Genomic DNA, 16,601 nt, shown 5'->3' with positions numbered 1-16,601 from the left:
CCTGTGCTATTGATAATAAGGTGATGTAGGTAAATAATGATTGAAAGATGTGAAGTCGAATAACGGTGAAATATGCCTAAAAAAGAAAGCTCGATAGCTATCCTTCTAGGAAGCAGGAATGGTGAGTCTTTTTTTCAGCAACAACTAGACTCCTTTGTTGACCAGACATATAAAAACTGGTCCGTTTACATTTCGGATGATGGTTCAACTGATTCAACCCCTTCAATCGCTAAAAAATTCATAGAAAATAATGGGCGGAAGGGGAGAGTATGCAAAGGCCCACAAAAGGGATTTGTTGCTAATTTTATGTCACTGGTCACCAATAATTTAATTCAGGCAGACTACTATGCTTTTTCGGACCAAGATGATGTTTGGGATGACGATAAGTTGAGTCGTGCTGTTAGTTGGTTACAAACTATTGATGAAGATATCCCGGCTCTTTACTGTTCGCGTACTAAACTAATCGACAGCGCTGGGAGTATTAGTGGTCTTTCTCCTGACTACAATAAGACACCAGGCTTTGGCAATGCTTTACTGCAAAATATTGCCAGTGGAAACACCATGGTTTTCAACCATCGTGCACGGGAGCTGCTAAGCAAAGCGGAGGGGGCCCCGATGGTGGTGCATGATTGGTCCTTATACCAGATCGTCACCGGCTGCGGCGGTACGGTATTTTATGATAGACAACCTACTGTGTTGTACCGTCAGCATAACAATAATGTTATTGGCAATGGTATGTCGCCATTACGGCGTTTGCAAAACTTTATCGCAGCTCATGGCGGACGCACCGCCCAGTGGAATGATCAGAATCGCCAAGTTTTAGCCTGCGTCTCAGAAAATCTTACTCCTGAAGCCAAGCAATCGCTCGCAACATTCAGTGCGATTCGTGATAATAGCGTATTGAATCGGCTGCGTTTGATGCGGCGATCGGGCATATATCATCAACAGTGGATCGGCAGTCTTACCACGCTGACTTATGTCCTGCTTAATAAAATTTAAATTTGGTGTTATTTGTGAAAATTGTAGCTTCCCTCGTGCTATTTAAGCATGAATATCAGGATATTAAGCAGACACTCTCCTCACTGTTTGCTGAGGATAGTGTGTCTAAAGTGGTGATTGTCGACAATGGCAGCTTTTGCCAGTGGCTTGAGACTTTCAGCCATGAAAAGTTGGAAGTGATCCGACTGCCTGTAAATGAGGGATTTGGTGCCGGTCATAATGCTGTTTTTACACGTTATGCCAGCATTGCGCCGTTTATACTGATTTGCAACCCCGATATTTCTTTCGCCAAGGGCGAGGTGGATAAACTTTACCAATTCAGCCTTAATGAAGGCGTTGGGTTATCAATACCTAAAGTTGTTTACCCGGACGGTAGTCTTCAGCACGGTACAAAACTGTTGCCATCACCTTACCAACTGTTAATTCGTCGTTTCCTATCCTCTTTTTCACAGACAGTTAACAATAACTACGAATTACGTCAGGCAGATTACAGCAAACCTTTCTTTGCGCCATCATTGTCTGGCTGTTTTATGCTCATCAGCCAACAGGCGTTGCATGAAATTAAGGGATTTGACACCCGTTTCTTCCTCTATCTAGAAGATGTCGATTTGTCGCGTCGAGTTTGCCTCGCTAGCTATCCTGTTTCCTACTTTCCAGGAGCCTTGGTTGTGCATGAATCACAGCGTCGTTCTTATACCAATCTCCGTTTCCTCTGTTATCACATGGTGTCTGCTGTTCGTTATTTCAGCAAGTGGGGCTGGTTTTGCGATCGTCAACGCGACAGCTTAAACAAACGTTGCCTGGATAACCTACCCCTGATAAAGAAAATCTGAAATAGGAAGAGAAAAGCACTTCTTAGCGCTTCTCTTTTTCAATGTTACCGGTAATGTAGTGGGAGGCGGCATGCAGACTCTTCCGACCACTGCATGTTTGAAGAATGTTATGGCTATGATAGGTACATGCTTTGATATACTCATGTACAATGCCCTCGTTCAACAGTACAGCATTGAACAGTCAATAACCCATTTAATTTCAGTGGATTATTGATTTTTCAAGACTGGTATATATTTCAGACAGGAGTTTCTCAATGTCCAAGCAACAAATCGGCGTTGTCGGCATGGCGGTAATGGGCCGCAATCTGGCACTGAACATCGAAAGCCGTGGTTACACCGTTTCGATCTTTAACCGTTCAGGCGATAAAACTGATGAAGTTATTGCTGAGAATCCAGGTAAAAACCTGGTGCCGCATTACACCGTCGAAGAGTTTGTAGAATCTCTGGAAAAGCCACGCCGCATTTTGCTGATGGTGAAAGCGGGTGAAGCGACAGACAAGACCATTGCTTCCCTGACGCCACACCTGGATAAAGGCGACATTCTGATCGATGGTGGTAATACCTATTATCAAGACACCATCCGTCGTAACCGCGAACTGTCTGATCAGGGCTTCAACTTCATCGGTACTGGCGTGTCCGGGGGGGAAGAGGGTGCACTGAAAGGGCCTTCAATCATGCCTGGCGGCCAGAAAGAAGCTTACGAGCTGGTGGCGCCAATCCTGAAGAAAATCGCCGCGGTAGCGGAAGGCGAGCCTTGCGTGACCTATATCGGTGCTGATGGTGCCGGTCACTATGTGAAGATGGTACACAACGGTATCGAATACGGTGACATGCAGCTGATTGCTGAAGCATACTCGCTGTTGAAACAGGCGCTGAACCTGAGCAATGAGCAGTTGGCTGAGACCTTCGCCGAGTGGAACGAAGGTGAACTGAACAGCTACCTGATCGACATCACCAAAGATATCTTCACCAAGAAAGATGAAGAAGGTAAATACCTGGTTGATGTGATTCTGGACGAAGCCGCCAACAAAGGCACCGGCAAATGGACCAGCCAGAGCTCTCTGGATCTGGGCGAGCCGCTGTCACTGATCACTGAATCGGTATTCGCGCGTTACCTGTCCTCACTGAAAGACCAGCGCGTTGCTGCGTCTAAAGTGCTGACGGGTCCTAAAGCGACGCCAGTCAGTGGCGACAAAGCTGAATTCATCGAGAAAGTACGCCGCGCACTGTATCTGGGCAAAATCGTTTCTTATGCACAGGGCTTCTCACAGCTGAAAGCCGCTTCCAAAGAAAACAACTGGGACCTGCACTACGGCGACATTGCCAAGATCTTCCGAGCAGGTTGTATCATCCGTGCCCAGTTCCTGCAGAAGATTACCGACGCTTACGCACAGGATGCGGATATTGCTAACCTGTTGTTGGCGCCGTACTTCAAGCAGATCGCTGATGAATACCAGCAGGCACTGCGTGACGTGGTGTCCTACGCAGTACAAAACGGTATTCCTACGCCGACCTTCTCTGCGGCTATTGCGTACTACGACAGCTACCGTTCAGCAGTACTGCCAGCTAACCTGATCCAGGCGCAGCGTGACTACTTCGGTGCTCACACTTACAAACGTATTGATAAAGAAGGCGTGTTCCATACCGAGTGGATGGAATAATCCCGACGTTTGAAGCATAAAAAAAGCCGCCGAGGTTAACGCCCGGCGGCTTTTTTATTGCCTGCAAAACAGGGTTACTTTTGGTGCCGCTCGCGCAGCCGGCCAATCACTTTGCTCAATTCCAAATCCTGATCCTGCAACAGCACCAACAGGTGATAAATCAGATCAGAAGCTTCGTTGGTCAACTCTTCACGATCGTTTACCGTGGCGGCCAGCGCGGTTTCCACACCTTCTTCGCCCACTTTCTGCGCGATGCGTTTGGTGCCGCTGGCGTACAGACTTGCCGTGTAAGAGCTGTCTGGGCTGGCGGTCTTGCGTTCAGCCAAGAGTTGTTCCAACTGATAGAGGAAACCCCAATCGCTGTTGGCTGGGTAGAAACAACTGGTGTTACCCAGGTGGCAGGTTGGGCCGATTGGGTTCACCAAAATCAGCAGCGTATCGTTGTCACAGTCCGGGGTGATACTGACCACATTGAGGAAGTGCCCGGAACTTTCCCCTTTAGTCCACAGCCGTTGTTTGGTGCGAGAGAAGAAAGTGACTTTGCCGCTTTGCTCCGTCGTGCTCAGGGCTTCCTGGTTCATATAACCGAGCATCAACACTTCGCCGGAGACCGCGTGCTGCACGATAGCGGGCATCAGGTTGTCGGTTTTTTCCCAGTCCAGCTGGTTTCTCTGTTGTTCTGTTAACACACGCGAATCTCCACGCCTTGTTCGACCAGGAACCTTTTCAGGTCGCCAATATTAATGATTTGTTTGTGGAATACTGACGCAGCCAGTGCGCCATCAACGTCCGCATCACGAAACGCTTCCAGGAAGTGCTCCATGGTGCCTGCGCCGCCGGAGGCGATCAACGGCACCTTACAGACTTCCCGTACCTGTCGCAGCTGTTCCAAATCGTAACCGTTGCGCACGCCATCCTGATTCATCATATTCAGTACAATTTCGCCGGCACCGCGTTTTTGCACTTCTTTAACCCAATCCAGGGTTTCCCACTGGGTGACGCGGGTACGGCTTTCATCGCCAGTGTACTGGTTGACGTGATACTTGCCGGTTTCGCTGTCAAACCAGGTATCAATACCCACAACAATGCATTGCACGCCAAAACGATCCGCCAGACGGCTAATCAATGTCGGGTCAGCCAACGCCGGAGAGTTGATAGAAATCTTGTCGGCGCCGAAAGAGAGGATCTGACTAGCATCTTCCGGACTTTTGATGCCACCCGCGACGCAGAACGGGATATCGATCACTTCTGCTACCCGTGATACCCAGCTTTTATCCACAACCCGGCCGTCGGAGGACGCGGTAATGTCGTAAAACACCAGTTCATCTGCGCCTTCTTGCGCATAGCGCTGCGCCAGCGGTACGATGTCACCGATGATTTCGTGGTTGCGGAACTGCACGCCTTTTACGACTTGCCCGTCTTTAACATCCAGGCAGGGGATTATCCGTTTTGCCAGCATGCGATAGCCTCCTCAACGCTAAACTTACCTTCCAGTAGGGCACGCCCTACAATCACACCCTCAACGCCACTGCCACGTAGCTGGGCAATGTCGTCCAGATTGCCGATGCCGCCGGACGCCTGGAAGGCGATCTGCGGATAGCGCTGGCTGATTTCCTGGTACAGTGCGACGTTGGAGCCGGCCAGTGTACCGTCACGGGAAATATCGGTGCACAGTACATGCTTCAGGCCATAAGGCAGGAATTGTTCAACCACCTGTTCCAGCGTGGCATCAGAGTTTTCTTGCCAGCCACTGATGGCGACGCGTTTGGTGCCGTCGGCATCGATGCGTACATCCAGCGCAAGCACCATGGCATCAGCGCCGTAACGTTCAAACCAGCCTTGCACCAATTGCGGTTGTTTTACCGCGGTAGAGCCGATCACTACGCGAGAGGCACCGGCCTCCAATAAAGCAGAAACGTCTTGTTCATTACGAATGCCGCCGCCAACTTGCACCGGCACATTAACGCCTGCCAGCAGTTTGCGCAGCAGAGGGATCTGGCGTGCAGTAGGATCTTTGGCACCGGTCAGATCGACCAAATGCAATACCTGCGCACCTTGTTGTTGGTAGTCCTGCAAACGCAGCAGCGGATCGTTGCCATAGTCGCGTTGCTGGCCGTAATCGCCCTGATGCAAACGCACCACGTTGCCGTCGATCAAGTCCAAAGCCGGAATAATCATGCTGCCTACATCTCCAGAAAGTTTTTCAACAGTTGCGCACCGGCCGCGCCAGATCGCTCTGGATGAAACTGCACGCCGAAGAAATTGTCTTTTTGCACGGCGGCGGTGAAGGGCTCGCCGTAGTTCGCCTGGGCGATGGTGCTTGGGCATATCGGCATCGCATAGCTGTGAACGAAGTAGAAGTAAGCACCGTCTTCGATGCCGCGGAACAGATGATGGCCTGCCTGAGCAGAAACCTGGTTCCAGCCCATGTGCGGCAGCGGCAGGCCGAAGTCGGTCATCTGTACCACCGGGGTATCGATAATGCCCAGCGTATTGATGCCACCGTTCTCTTCGCTGCTTTTTGCCAGCAACTGCATACCGAGGCAAATGCCTAACACCGGCTGGGTACAGGCCTTAATCAGTTCAATCAACTCGCGCTGTTTCAACTGATCCATGGCGGCCTGCGCGGTGCCGACGCCGGGTAGAAAAAGCTTGTCGGCACGCAATACGATCTCCGGGTCACGGCTCACCTCTGGCTGGTAACCCAACCGCTGCACCGCGTAGGTGACCGAAGACAGGTTGGCGCAGCCGGTGTCCAAAATCACCACGTTCATCACAGCACTCCTTTCGAGCTCGGGAGGGTGTTGCCCTCTACGCGGATTGCCTGGCGCAGCGTACGACCAAACACTTTGAACAGGCTTTCGACGCGATGATGGTCGTTTTTGCCTTTGGTTTTCAGGTGCAGCGTGCAACCCATGGTGTAGGACAATGAGCGGAAGAAATGCTCGACCATTTCGGTGCTGAGATCGCCAACACGCTGGTAGTTGAACTCGGCCTTATATTCCAGGTGCGGACGCCCGGAGATATCCAGTGCGCAGCGCGCCAGACATTCATCCATCGGCAATACAAAGCCGAAGCGTGCGATACCGCGTTTGTCGCCCAGCGCTTTGTTTAATGCTTCGCCGAGTGCCAGCCCGGTATCCTCTACCGTGTGGTGGTCGTCAATATACAGATCGCCTTTCACATCGATATCCATGCGGAAACCGCCGTGGGTGGCTATCTGATCCAGCATGTGGTCGAAGAAGCCGACGCCCGTTTTGATCTTGCTGCTACCTTCACGATCCAGCCAGACGTTGACGTCTATTTGGGTTTCTTTCGTTACACGGTTAACTCGCGCGTGACGATCACGCTGGGTCAACTGGCGAACGATCTCCTTCCAACCCAGCGTTTCACGTTGATAACGCAATCCCTGAATACCCATGTTTTCGGCCAACTGCACGTCGGTTGGCCGATCGCCGATCACATAGCAATGGGCCGTTTCCATCACGCCAGGCTCGAGGTAGCCCTTCACTAGCGCGGTTTTCGGCTTGCGGCAGTCGCAATTATCCGCAGGGAGATGCGGGCAAATCAAAATATCGTCAAAGTGAATTCCTTGCGAACTGAGGATCTGCATCATCAGGTTGTGCGGCGGGTCGAAGGTTTCCTGCGGGAAGCTGGCGGTGCCGAGCCCATCCTGATTGGTGATCATCACCAGCTGATAACCGGCCTGCTGCAAAGCCAGCAGTGAAGGGATCACGTCCGGCTCCAGCGCAAGCTTATCCAGACGATCAACCTGGAAGTCTTCTGGTGGTTCGGCAATCAACGTACCGTCACGGTCAATAAAGAGGATTTTTTGGCTCACATTGGCTCCTGGCGAGTCTTGTTGGCGCCGGGCAGGGCAGACAGCGCGTCAACCACGCGTTGGCATTCATCACGGGTGCCTATCGTAATACGCAGGCAGCCGGATAACCCGGGCTGTTTATTTTGGTCTCTTAAGATAATGCCCTGATCCCACAAGGTTTTAAACACATTACTTGAAGCGGTGAAACGTACCAGCAGGTAATTACTGTCGCTGGTGAAAACCTGCTCGACGCAGGCGCAGTTTTGCAGCGCCTGCTGTAGCACACTGCGATTTGCGGCGATCTCTGTAACCCGTTGACGCATCACGCGGATGCCTTCGGTGCTGAGCGCTTGCGCAGCGATATCTGCGACCGGGGTAGACAGCGGGTAAGGGGCGATCACCTTCAGCAGCAGGGCGATCAGATCTTCATTACCCAAGGTAAAACCACAGCGTAAACCGGCCAACGCAAAGGCTTTGGATAAGGTACGCAGAATAGCCAGGTGCGGGTAGTCGCTCAGCCAGCCAGCCACACTGGCCTGCGGGCAGAATTCGATATAGGCTTCGTCAACCGCGACGATTGCCTTGCCTTTGGCCATTTCCAACAGAGTGCGCAAATCGTTCGGGTCGATCAGGTTGCCGGTCGGGTTATTAGGGCTGCAGACGTAAATCAGTTTAACGTTGTCCAGGCTGTCGGCGATGGCGGGCAAATCCAGTTGCCAATCCTGCTTGGCCGCCACAGTGCGACGCTCCACGCCAAAGGTTTCAGCGCTGACGGCATACATCCCGTAGGTCGGTGGGCAGAACAGGATGGCGTCTTTACCCGGCTCGCAAAATGCGCGGATCAACAGTTCAATGCCTTCATCGGCGCCGCGGCTGACCAGCACCTGTTCCTTTTTAACCCCGGCGTAATCGGCGTAGCGCTCGATTACCCGCGCCGGTTGACACTCCGGGTAGCGGTTGAAGGTCTGCGCGGTCAGTTGAAATTCCGGGGCGATCGGGTATTCGTTGGCGTTCAACCACACGTCGCCGTTCCCCCCCAAGCGGCGGGCTGATTGATACGGGATCAGCTCGCGAACGTTGGCGCGTGCCAGATTTTCAATGCTCATGCTTGCTCCTTCAGCGCGGCAACGCGCAGGGTTACGGCGTTTTTGTGGGCAATCAACTGTTCGGCGGCGGCCAGCGTTTCAATGGTGGCTGCCAGATTCATGAAGCCCTGCGGCGTAAGCTCCTGCACCGTCATGCGCTTCTGGAAATCCGCCAAGCCCAAGCTCGAACAGGTGGCGGTGTAACCATAGGTCGGCAATACGTGGTTAGTGCCGGACGCATAATCACCGGCAGACTCCGGTGACCAGTCACCGAGAAACACCGAACCGGCGCTGGTGATGCTGTCGACCAGGGCGCGGGCGTTGCGAGTCTGAATAATCAGGTGTTCCGGGCCATATTGATTGCTGATTGTCACGCATTCGGCCAAATCTTTAGCGACGATCAATCGGCTGCTGGCCAGCGCTTGCCGTGCTGTTTCAGCCCGCGGCAATAGCGCCAGTTGTTGTTCTACCGCTTCAGCCACGGCCTGCGCCATTGCGGCATCGGGTGTTAACAGGATCACCTGTGAGTCCGGGCCGTGTTCCGCTTGTGACAGCAGATCAGAGGCGACGAATGCCGGGGTCGCACCAGCATCGGCGATCACCAGCACTTCAGAAGGGCCGGCTGGCATATCGATGGCCGCCCCGTCCAGACGTTGGCTGATTTGGCGCTTGGCCTCGGTGACAAAAGCATTGCCCGGGCCAAAGATTTTCGCCACACGCGGCACCGAATCGGTGCCGAATGCCATGGCAGCAATTGCCTGTGCACCACCGACCTGAAACACCTCCGTCACGCCGCAAAGTTGTGCGGCATACAAAATTTCATCGGCAATCGGTGGTGGAGAACATAACACCACGCGACGACAGCCGGCGATGCGTGCCGGTGTCGCCAGCATCAAGACGGTAGAAAACAGCGGGGCAGAGCCGCCGGGAATATACAGACCAACCGAATCGATCGGGCGGGTTACCTGCTGGCAACGCACACCTGGCTGGGTTTCTACATCAACCGACGGCAGCTTTTGCGCATTGTGGAAGGTTTCCACGTTGGCAACGGCTATTGCCATTGCCTGCTTGATCTCGTCCCCCAGACGCGCGCTTGCTGCGGCGATCTGCTCGGCAGTGACGCGTAACGCACCGACTTCTGTTTTATCAAATTTGGCGCTGTATTCACGCAGCGCCTGATCGCCATTGGCCTTCACGTTGTCGAGAATGTCGCTCACCGTGCGGGTGATGCTGTCCGAGGCGGACATCGCCGGGCGCATCAACAGCGCTGTGCGCTGTTCGGCGCTGCAGTCTGCCCATTTGACCAGAGTATTGAAGTTCGGCATGGCGTTACTCCATCATCTTCTCAATAGGTAACACCAGAATCGAACTGGCACCGAGCGCTTTCAGTTTTTCCATGGTTTCCCAGAACAGAGTTTCACTGCTCACCATGTGCATTGCGACGCGGTTTTGCGCACCGGCCAGTGGCAGGATGGTAGGACGTTCGGCACCCGGCAGCAGCGCGACGATTTCGTCCAGACGCTCGCTCGGGGCGTGCAACATGATGTACTTGGATTCGCGCGCCTGAATCACACCCTGAATACGGGTCATCAGGCGGTCGATCAATTGCTGTTTGGCTTCGGGCATTTCGCCGTCGCGTTGAATCAGGCAGGCTTTCGAGCGATAGATGACTTCAACTTCACGCAGGCCGTTGGCTTCCAGCGTAGCCCCTGTGGAAACCAGGTCACAGATCGCATCGGCCAAGCCAGCACGCGGTGCGACCTCGACTGAACCGTTCAACAGGCAGGACTTGAAACGCACGCCTTGCTTGTCGAGGTACTGTTTCAACAAGTGCGGGTAAGAGGTGGCGATACGAGCATCTTGCAGGCTCTGTGGGCCGGTGTATTCACTGTCGAGTGAGGTAGCCAGCGACAGGCGGCAACCCCCGAAGTCCAGGCGACGCAGAGTGAAATAGCGCGGGTCTTCACCCTGGGCGCGGCGAGTGAGCAGCTCTTCTTCCAGCACGTTCTCACCAATAATGCCCAGATCAACCACGCCGTCCATCACCAGGCCCGGGATGTCGTCGTCACGTACGCGCAGGATATCAATCGGCATATTCTCCGCGAAGGCAATCAGACGCTGTTGCTGCAGGTTAATTTTGATGCCACAGCGCGCCAGCAACTCCTGGGATTCATCACTCAGGCGGCCCGATTTCTGCATTGCTATCCGTAAACGTGTTTTGTCCAGCATGGTAACCTCTGTTTAATCTGTAAATTTATGAATTTATTTTAAAAATTATTTTTTCTGTCTGTCCGGAGCCAAAAAAAAACCCTCGGAAGAAATCTTCCGAGGGCTCTCTCTTGCATTCTGCGCGCCACTGGAAGATTAAAAAACCGTCTTCCAGCACTCATCGCCTGAAAGACTAGTCAGGGTGATGGTGATGATGGTGGCTGAACTGAATGCGTGTCATGGTGTTTTCTCTGTATAAAGTCGCTACAAACTCAATTACTAATTAACCTAAACTATCCGCTGTCTGTCGCGCAACCCTTTTTTATCGTCATAAATTTAATTTATTGAAACAGGTTGAGTTATTAGCCAGACGCGACTTTACCTAAGCTTAAGCAGAGTAGATTGTATCACCCTACGGAGTGGCGTAGCCTTAACGGGCAAAGCGCTGCAATCTTCAAGAGAGGAAGATAATGAAAAAGGTCGCCATTATTGGTTTGGGCTGGCTGGGGATGCCGTTGGCCTTGTCGCTGATGAGCCGTGGTTTTGACGTTGTTGGCAGTAAAACGACGCCAGACGGCGTTGAAGCCGCGCGGATGAGCGGCATTGAATGCTATCAGTTGGAAATGACGCCAGAGCTGATTTGCGAACCGGACGATTTGGAGCCGCTGCTGCGCGTTGACGCGCTGGTGATAACGTTGCCAGCCCGCCGCACGGTTGAAGGCAGCGAGAACTACTTTAATGCGGTGCGCATGCTGGTGGACAGCGCAATGGCATTCGGTGTGCCACGCATCCTGTTTACCAGTTCAACCTCGGTGTACGGTGAAACCACGGGTACGGTACGTGAGGATTCTCCGCTGAAACCGGTGTCACCGTCGGGGCAAGTGTTGGCTGAGTTGGAGCGCTGGCTGCATGAATTACCCAATACCTCAGTGGATATTTTGCGTCTGGCGGGGTTGGTGGGGGTTGATCGCCATCCAGGGCGTTTTCTCGCCGGCAAAGTCGATGTCAAGGGGGGCTCACAAGGGGTCAATCTGGTGCATCAGGACGATGTGATCGCTGCCATCCAACTGTTACTGAAATTACCGAAGGGTGGCCACGTGTATAACTTATGTGCGCCGGGCCACCCGACAAAACGCGAGTTTTACCCGGCATTGGCTGAACAGTTACACCTGACGCCGCCGCAGTTCGCCGCCGAAGCTGAGCAAGACGGGCGATTGGTCGACGGTAGCCGCATCAGCAATGAACTTGGATTTGAGTATCAATATCCCGACCCTGCGCGTATGCCGCTAAATTAATCGTTTGAACATGCCCTGCCGATCGCGGGGCATTTTTTTATGTTGTCATCTGAGCGTCTTCATACTGTAACTCAATCGTCTTACCTCCTGCCTACAATCGCTTTTCCGATATAAAGTCCCAAAGAGGATGACCCATGTTATTAATGCATTTCCTGCCAATGGCGCGGGCGGTTGCCCCATGCCGGTATCTCTCTCAAACTGAAGTTTGGGGTCCGCTATCTACGTTATTTATCCAGCCACGTTGTTCTCTGCGGCCCGAGCATTGCGGCGGTTGTCATGAGCAATGACGCACGCGGGCCGGTATCCATTACCACATCAGGGTTGTGTTATCGCATAGCGGGCCAACCGATCCTGCAACAAATCGATTTGACCATTCCCGCCGGGTACACGCTGGCGCTATTAGGGCCTTCCGGCTGTGGAAAAAGCACCTTACTAAAGCTGTTAGCCGGATTGTTGCAGCCGGAACAGGGCAGCATTTCGTTTGGTGAGCAGAAGGTGGCCGACGCGCGCTACAACCTGCCACCGGAACAACGCAATTTGGGCATGGTGTTCCAGGATTACGCCCTGTGGCCGCATATGAGCGTGATGCAGAATGTGGCATTCCCCCTGAAAATGCGTGCTATTGAACGGTCGCAGTGTCAGCAACGGGTGCTGGCCGCACTGGATCGCGTCGGTTTAGTGGATTTGGCCGATCGACGCCCAGCCGAATTATCAGGGGGGCAGCAGCAGCGTGTCGCGCTGGCGCGGGCAATTGTCGCAGAACCGAAGGTACTGCTGTTTGACGAGCCGCTTTCAAATCTGGATCGCGACCTGCGTGAATCTTTGTCCCATGAAATGGCCTCTCTTCTACGCCAGCTGCGCACCACCGCGGTGTACGTCACTCACGATCGCAATGAAGCGGCGGTGTTGGCGAATCGCGTGGTGCATATGGCTGACGGGCGCATTGCTGAAATTACCTCCCTCTAATGGCTTAAGGATAAATAACATGTTCTTTCAACAACGTATTTCAGGCCGTATTGCAAACACAGGAGTCGCCCTAGCTATGGCATTGTCCTTCGCCATGATGAGCAACAGCGCACAAGCGTTGACGCTATATACCGCAGGACCCGGATCGTTGGCCAAGAAACTGGCTACCGGTTATGAAAAGCAAAGTGGGGTCAAGGTTGATATTTTCCAGGCCACCACAGGAAAGGTGATGGCGCGCCTAGAAGCCGAACAGGCGAATCCGCGGGCGGATGTACTGATTTCTGCCTCCTGGGATACCGCGACGGATCTGCAACAACGGGGGTGGTTATTGGATTATCAGAGCCCTAATGCAGCGGAAGTTCCGGCGCAGTTTAAAACGCCGTCCTACGTGGCGCAGGGGATCTCGGCCCTGGGGATTGTCTGGAACAGTAACAGTGGTACGCCGGAGCCGAAAGACTGGCGCGATCTGGCGCAGCCAGCGTTTAAAGACAAGGTCACTACGCCCGATCCTGCGCTTTCTGGTGCTTCCCTTGATCTGCTGTTGGGGTTGCAACACGCCCAAGGCGAACAGGCCTGGCAACTGTTTGAAAGCTTGAAATCCAACGGTGCCATCATTGCTGGGCCGAATGCGCAAGCGCTGACACCGGTATTACAGGGTGCTAAAGCGGCAGTGTTCGGTGCGGTGGACTACGTCTCTTATAACAGCATGGCGGAAGGTGAAGCGATCAAAGTTATCTTCCCATCGAGCGGTACGGTTATTGCGCCAAGACCGATGATGATCCTGAAGTCGACTCAACATGCCGATCAGGCGCGGGCGTTTATCGACTATGTTCTGTCTCCGGAGGGGCAACGGGCGGTAGCGGATGCGTGGTTAATGCCTGCACGACAAGATATTGATGCCAAACGTCCGCTGTTTAAAACACTCACGTTGTTACCACAAGGGGACACTCCAGCGGGCTCACGTTCAGCCGTGCTCGATCGTTTCGCCACGCTTTTTGGGCAACGATAAATTGCGTGCAGGTGGAATGATGAAGCGTGCGCTGCTGCCTGGCACCACGGTGGTCGTTTTGTTGTTGTTGGTCGCCATGCCAATGTTATTTGTGCTGTTGCAAGCCGTATTTCCAGCATTAGCGCAGGGATCGTTGGCGAAGCCTTTCAGTGCTTTTCCCGCGTTATTGGCGGACTCGACGTTGTTCAGGCAACTGAGCGACACGCTGTGTGTTGGCGGAGGCGTAGCCTTGGTCAGCGCTGCACTGGGTATACTGCTTGGCGCGCTGCGGGGGCTGTTTGCATTGCCCTATGCGCGATTGTGGGATCTGCTGTTTCTGATCCCTTTTTTGCTCCCGCCTTACATTGCGGCGTTGTCATGGATGTTGGCATTGCAACCCAGTGGTTATCTGGAGCAATTACTGCCAATACGCTTAAGTGGACTGTTGTTCTCACTCCCGGGGGTGATCCTGGTGATGTCGCTGAATATCTTCCCGGTGGTGTATTTTGCCGTTTCCCGCAGCATGGCGGCAGCGGGAACCAGGCTGGCGGAAGTCGCGCGTGTGCATGGTGCCGGGCCGTGGCGTGCATTTTGGCGTATTAGCTTGCCACTGGCTGCTCCGGCTATTGCGGCCAGCGTGCTGCTGGCCTTTACGTTAGCGATAGAGGAATACGGCGTACCGGCAGCATTGGGCGCGCGAGCGGGTGTCCTGGTGCTGACGTCGGGTATCGAACAACGTCTGGCTGATTGGCCTATCGACCTGACGGGTGCGGCAATATTATCGTTGATTTTGGTCGGGTTAGCATTGAGCGCGTTTTGGTTACAACGCGCCATTGCTGGGTCGATGCAAGTAGAAACCACCACGGGAAAACCGATCACGATATCGGTACGATCGCTCGGACGCTGGCGTTGGTCGGTTGTCATGTTGTTTAGCATAGTGGCATTACTGGCGGTGGGGTTACCGTTGGCGTCAATGTTGGTTACGGCTTTTTCCGCCACGCTTTCTGGTGGGGTATCGTGGAGCAACCTTACGCTAGGGCATTTCACCCCATTGTTTGAGCCGGACAACGATGCCTTTTCAGCGTTAAGTACCAGCTTGTCACTGGCGTTAGGGGCGGCATTGCTGACCGGGGTTGTCGGTTTTCTGGCCGCATGGTTGGTGGTCGGCAAACGCGTACGCGGCGCCGTGCTGATTGATGTACTGTCATTATTGCCGGCGGCATTGCCAGGTATCGTTGTTGGAGTGGGGTTGATTCTGGCCTGGAATCGCAGTTTTTGGCCGTTGTCACCTTATAACACTTGGGGCATCTTGCTGCTTGCTTACAGCTGTGTGCTGTTGCCTTATCCGGTGCGCTATGCCAGTGCGGCACTGCGTCAGATTGGTGGCAACGTTGAGGCCGCGGCTCGTGTGCATGGCGCTTCGCCGCTGCAAGCGTTGCGATGGGTCATGTTACCTTTGGTGTTTCCCAGCCTGTTGGCGGCAGCGATGTTGGTGTTTGCCGTCTCGGTGCGGGAGTTGGTGACCTCGTTGCTGCTGTCTCCGGCTGGCGTACAGACAGTGTCTGTTTTTGTTTGGCGTCAATTTGAACAAGGCTCGGTAGGGGATGGTATGGCGATGGCGAGTGTCGCGGTGGTGCTGAGCTTAACGGTGATGTTGCTGGCCATGAGGCTGCATCAACGGCATAGCGGCTGACCGGCGGTGGTGAACTGACCCGATGACGCTGTGAAAGCGGGGCTGTGTACAACAGCCCCGTTATTGGCTAGAGCCAGCCGGATTTTTTCAGCTTCTGATACAGGAAGAAGCAGCCGACGGCGGTCACCCCGAGAATCGTGTGATAGGCCCAGGGGAACTTCAGTTCCGGCATATTGGCGAAGTTCATCCCATACAAACTGAATATTACCGTTGGGATTGCCAGAATTGCCCCCCAGCCGGCGAGCCGTTTCACGACTTCGTTCTGTTTCACGGTGACGAGGGCCAGATTGACGTGCATCGCGTTGGTCAGCATTTCGCGCATGTCGTCGATGTTACTGACAACCTGGCGCGCGTGGTCCTGTACGTCACGCACATAGGCGCGCAGTTCTTTCGGGATCACCTCTTCATGCAGGCGAATAAGCTGGTTGCAGATCTCCTCCATTGGCATTGCCGCATTGCGCAGGGCCAGCAGGTGTCGCCTCAGCGTATAAACGTTCTCAATGGCAGCCTCGTCAAACTCTGACTTGAACATGTTGGCTTCGATGGCTTCGATATTTGCCTCGAACCTTGCCACGACGCTGCGGTAGTTATCCACCACAAAGTCCATCACTGAGTACAATGCAAAACCCGGCCCGCGGCACATTTGTTTATGGTTTTCTTCAGCCTTGGCACGAATTGGCGCGTAGCTGGGGGATGCACCATGGCGTACCGTGATCAGGAAATTCTTGCCCACGAAAAAGTGTGTTTCACCGTACTCGACTTCGTCTTTACCCCACTGTGCGGTTTTAACCACGATAAACAATGAATCACCGTAGGTTTCAAGTTTCGGGCGCTGGTGGGCGCACAACGCATCCTCAATAGCCAGGTCATGCAGCCCAAACTCTTCCTGCACCTTGCGCATGAAGGCGTCTTCCGGCTGCCATAAGCCGAGCCAGACAAAGGTATCCGGTTGTTTCACTACCTCACTGATGTCGTCAATGGTCACTTCACCTAGCCGTTTACCGGCTTTGTATGCCACGCAGTTCACAACCATGGTTGTGGTTTCCATCAGGT

General features: G+C 53.6%; 17 protein-coding genes and 1 other annotated feature. Of the genes, 7 read left to right on the top strand and 10 right to left on the bottom strand.

The features are described 5' to 3' along the window. The first annotated feature begins 72 nt into the window (after positions 1 to 72). The 3 genes from AC2FC2_RS00910 (at position 73) to gnd (ending at position 3,493) form a co-directional block, all read left to right on the top strand. Positions 73 to 999: a glycosyltransferase gene (locus tag AC2FC2_RS00910; protein WP_490658545.1), complete on the top strand. Its 927-nt coding sequence runs from the start codon at positions 73 to 75 to the stop codon at positions 997 to 999. A 14-nt stretch (positions 1,000 to 1,013) separates the two neighbouring features. Further along, the gene (locus tag AC2FC2_RS00905; protein ID WP_490658544.1) at positions 1,014 to 1,832 is read left to right on the top strand and encodes a glycosyltransferase family 2 protein; all 819 of its coding nucleotides are present in this window, start codon (positions 1,014 to 1,016) and stop codon (positions 1,830 to 1,832) included. A gap of 254 nt (positions 1,833 to 2,086) precedes the next feature. Beyond that, entirely contained in the window at positions 2,087 to 3,493 is a 1,407-nt protein-coding gene (gene gnd / locus AC2FC2_RS00900) for an NADP-dependent phosphogluconate dehydrogenase (RefSeq protein ID WP_265555267.1), read from the top strand. 74 nt (positions 3,494 to 3,567) lie between these two features. Here the strand turns inward: gnd and hisIE are convergent, their stop codons facing one another. The 9 genes from hisIE to hisL all read right to left on the bottom strand — a co-directional run bounded on the left by hisIE (position 3,568) and on the right by hisL (position 10,847). Beyond that, positions 3,568 to 4,182, bottom strand: coding sequence for a bifunctional phosphoribosyl-AMP cyclohydrolase/phosphoribosyl-ATP diphosphatase HisIE (hisIE, locus tag AC2FC2_RS00895; protein ID WP_490658543.1), 615 nt, complete (start codon positions 4,180 to 4,182; stop codon positions 3,568 to 3,570). Continuing rightward, the gene (gene hisF, locus AC2FC2_RS00890; RefSeq protein WP_061807141.1) at positions 4,176 to 4,952 is read right to left on the bottom strand and encodes an imidazole glycerol phosphate synthase subunit HisF; all 777 of its coding nucleotides are present in this window, start codon (positions 4,950 to 4,952) and stop codon (positions 4,176 to 4,178) included. Before hisF ends, hisIE begins: the two co-directional genes overlap by 7 nt. Beyond that, positions 4,934 to 5,671, bottom strand: coding sequence for a 1-(5-phosphoribosyl)-5-[(5-phosphoribosylamino)methylideneamino]imidazole-4-carboxamide isomerase (gene hisA / locus AC2FC2_RS00885; RefSeq protein WP_209632483.1), 738 nt, complete (start codon positions 5,669 to 5,671; stop codon positions 4,934 to 4,936). The genes hisF and hisA overlap by 19 nt, the downstream gene beginning before the upstream one ends. 5 nt (positions 5,672 to 5,676) lie before the next feature. Beyond that, the gene (gene hisH / locus AC2FC2_RS00880) at positions 5,677 to 6,267 is read right to left on the bottom strand and encodes an imidazole glycerol phosphate synthase subunit HisH (RefSeq protein ID WP_209632484.1); all 591 of its coding nucleotides are present in this window, start codon (positions 6,265 to 6,267) and stop codon (positions 5,677 to 5,679) included. Further along, on the bottom strand, positions 6,267 to 7,334 hold the full coding sequence (gene hisB / locus AC2FC2_RS00875) for a bifunctional histidinol-phosphatase/imidazoleglycerol-phosphate dehydratase HisB (protein ID WP_490658542.1): 1,068 nt from the start codon (positions 7,332 to 7,334) through the stop codon (positions 6,267 to 6,269). The genes hisH and hisB overlap by 1 nt, the downstream gene beginning before the upstream one ends. Beyond that, positions 7,331 to 8,419, bottom strand: a complete 1,089-nt coding sequence (gene hisC / locus AC2FC2_RS00870; protein WP_209632486.1) for a histidinol-phosphate transaminase — start codon at positions 8,417 to 8,419, stop codon at positions 7,331 to 7,333. The genes hisB and hisC overlap by 4 nt, the downstream gene beginning before the upstream one ends. Further along, positions 8,416 to 9,723, bottom strand: a complete 1,308-nt coding sequence (gene hisD / locus AC2FC2_RS00865; RefSeq protein WP_490658541.1) for a histidinol dehydrogenase — start codon at positions 9,721 to 9,723, stop codon at positions 8,416 to 8,418. The genes hisC and hisD overlap by 4 nt, the downstream gene beginning before the upstream one ends. Before the next feature lie 4 nt (positions 9,724 to 9,727). Beyond that, complete coding sequence (gene hisG, locus AC2FC2_RS00860; RefSeq protein WP_012006049.1) at positions 9,728 to 10,627, bottom strand: ATP phosphoribosyltransferase; 900 nt, start codon at positions 10,625 to 10,627, stop codon at positions 9,728 to 9,730. 70 nt (positions 10,628 to 10,697) lie between these two features. After that, positions 10,698 to 10,824 (bottom strand) — a sequence feature (His leader region). Further along, on the bottom strand, positions 10,800 to 10,847 hold the full coding sequence (hisL, locus tag AC2FC2_RS00855) for a his operon leader peptide (RefSeq protein WP_101495319.1): 48 nt from the start codon (positions 10,845 to 10,847) through the stop codon (positions 10,800 to 10,802). (Overlaps the previous feature by 25 nt.) A gap of 229 nt (positions 10,848 to 11,076) precedes the next feature. Here hisL and AC2FC2_RS00850 point away from each other — a divergent pair, with 229 nt between their 5' ends. The 4 genes from AC2FC2_RS00850 to AC2FC2_RS00835 all read left to right on the top strand — a co-directional run bounded on the left by AC2FC2_RS00850 (position 11,077) and on the right by AC2FC2_RS00835 (position 15,548). Next, positions 11,077 to 11,901 carry an SDR family oxidoreductase gene (locus AC2FC2_RS00850; protein WP_209632488.1) on the top strand — a complete coding sequence of 275 codons (825 nt, stop codon included), beginning with the start codon at positions 11,077 to 11,079 and terminating at the stop codon, positions 11,899 to 11,901. A gap of 276 nt (positions 11,902 to 12,177) precedes the next feature. Further along, positions 12,178 to 12,867: an ABC transporter ATP-binding protein gene (locus tag AC2FC2_RS00845; RefSeq protein WP_490658540.1), complete on the top strand. Its 690-nt coding sequence runs from the start codon at positions 12,178 to 12,180 to the stop codon at positions 12,865 to 12,867. A 76-nt stretch (positions 12,868 to 12,943) separates the two neighbouring features. Beyond that, positions 12,944 to 13,876: an ABC transporter substrate-binding protein gene (locus AC2FC2_RS00840; protein WP_490308760.1), complete on the top strand. Its 933-nt coding sequence runs from the start codon at positions 12,944 to 12,946 to the stop codon at positions 13,874 to 13,876. Between the two features lie 19 nt (positions 13,877 to 13,895). Next, positions 13,896 to 15,548, top strand: a complete 1,653-nt coding sequence (locus AC2FC2_RS00835; protein WP_245209736.1) for an ABC transporter permease — start codon at positions 13,896 to 13,898, stop codon at positions 15,546 to 15,548. 67 nt (positions 15,549 to 15,615) lie between these two features. Here AC2FC2_RS00835 and corA read toward each other — a convergent pair whose 3' ends face one another. After that, complete coding sequence (gene corA, locus AC2FC2_RS00830; RefSeq protein ID WP_209632492.1) at positions 15,616 to 16,596, bottom strand: magnesium/cobalt transporter CorA; 981 nt, start codon at positions 16,594 to 16,596, stop codon at positions 15,616 to 15,618. Positions 16,597 to 16,601 lie beyond the last annotated feature (5 nt).

The organism is Serratia sp. CoH_122_TC_1, assembly GCF_058191755.1.
Note: the sequence above shows the minus strand (reverse complement) of the source record. Positions and strands in the feature narration are given on the sequence as shown.

Coding starts and splice junctions, on each gene's coding strand:
- AC2FC2_RS00910 (WP_490658545.1), top strand. CDS start 73: ATGCCTAAAAAAGAAAGCTCGATAGCTATCCTTCTAGGAAGCAGGAAT.
- gnd (WP_265555267.1), top strand. CDS start 2,087: ATGTCCAAGCAACAAATCGGCGTTGTCGGCATGGCGGTAATGGGCCGC.
- hisF (WP_061807141.1), bottom strand. CDS start 4,952: ATGCTGGCAAAACGGATAATCCCCTGCCTGGATGTTAAAGACGGGCAA.
- hisA (WP_209632483.1), bottom strand. CDS start 5,671: ATGATTATTCCGGCTTTGGACTTGATCGACGGCAACGTGGTGCGTTTG.
- hisH (WP_209632484.1), bottom strand. CDS start 6,267: ATGAACGTGGTGATTTTGGACACCGGCTGCGCCAACCTGTCTTCGGTC.
- hisC (WP_209632486.1), bottom strand. CDS start 8,419: ATGAGCATTGAAAATCTGGCACGCGCCAACGTTCGCGAGCTGATCCCG.
- hisD (WP_490658541.1), bottom strand. CDS start 9,723: ATGCCGAACTTCAATACTCTGGTCAAATGGGCAGACTGCAGCGCCGAA.
- hisG (WP_012006049.1), bottom strand. CDS start 10,627: ATGCTGGACAAAACACGTTTACGGATAGCAATGCAGAAATCGGGCCGC.
- AC2FC2_RS00850 (WP_209632488.1), top strand. CDS start 11,077: ATGAAAAAGGTCGCCATTATTGGTTTGGGCTGGCTGGGGATGCCGTTG.
- AC2FC2_RS00845 (WP_490658540.1), top strand. CDS start 12,178: ATGAGCAATGACGCACGCGGGCCGGTATCCATTACCACATCAGGGTTG.
- AC2FC2_RS00840 (WP_490308760.1), top strand. CDS start 12,944: ATGGCATTGTCCTTCGCCATGATGAGCAACAGCGCACAAGCGTTGACG.
- AC2FC2_RS00835 (WP_245209736.1), top strand. CDS start 13,896: ATGAAGCGTGCGCTGCTGCCTGGCACCACGGTGGTCGTTTTGTTGTTG.
- corA (WP_209632492.1), bottom strand. CDS start 16,596: ATGGAAACCACAACCATGGTTGTGAACTGCGTGGCATACAAAGCCGGT.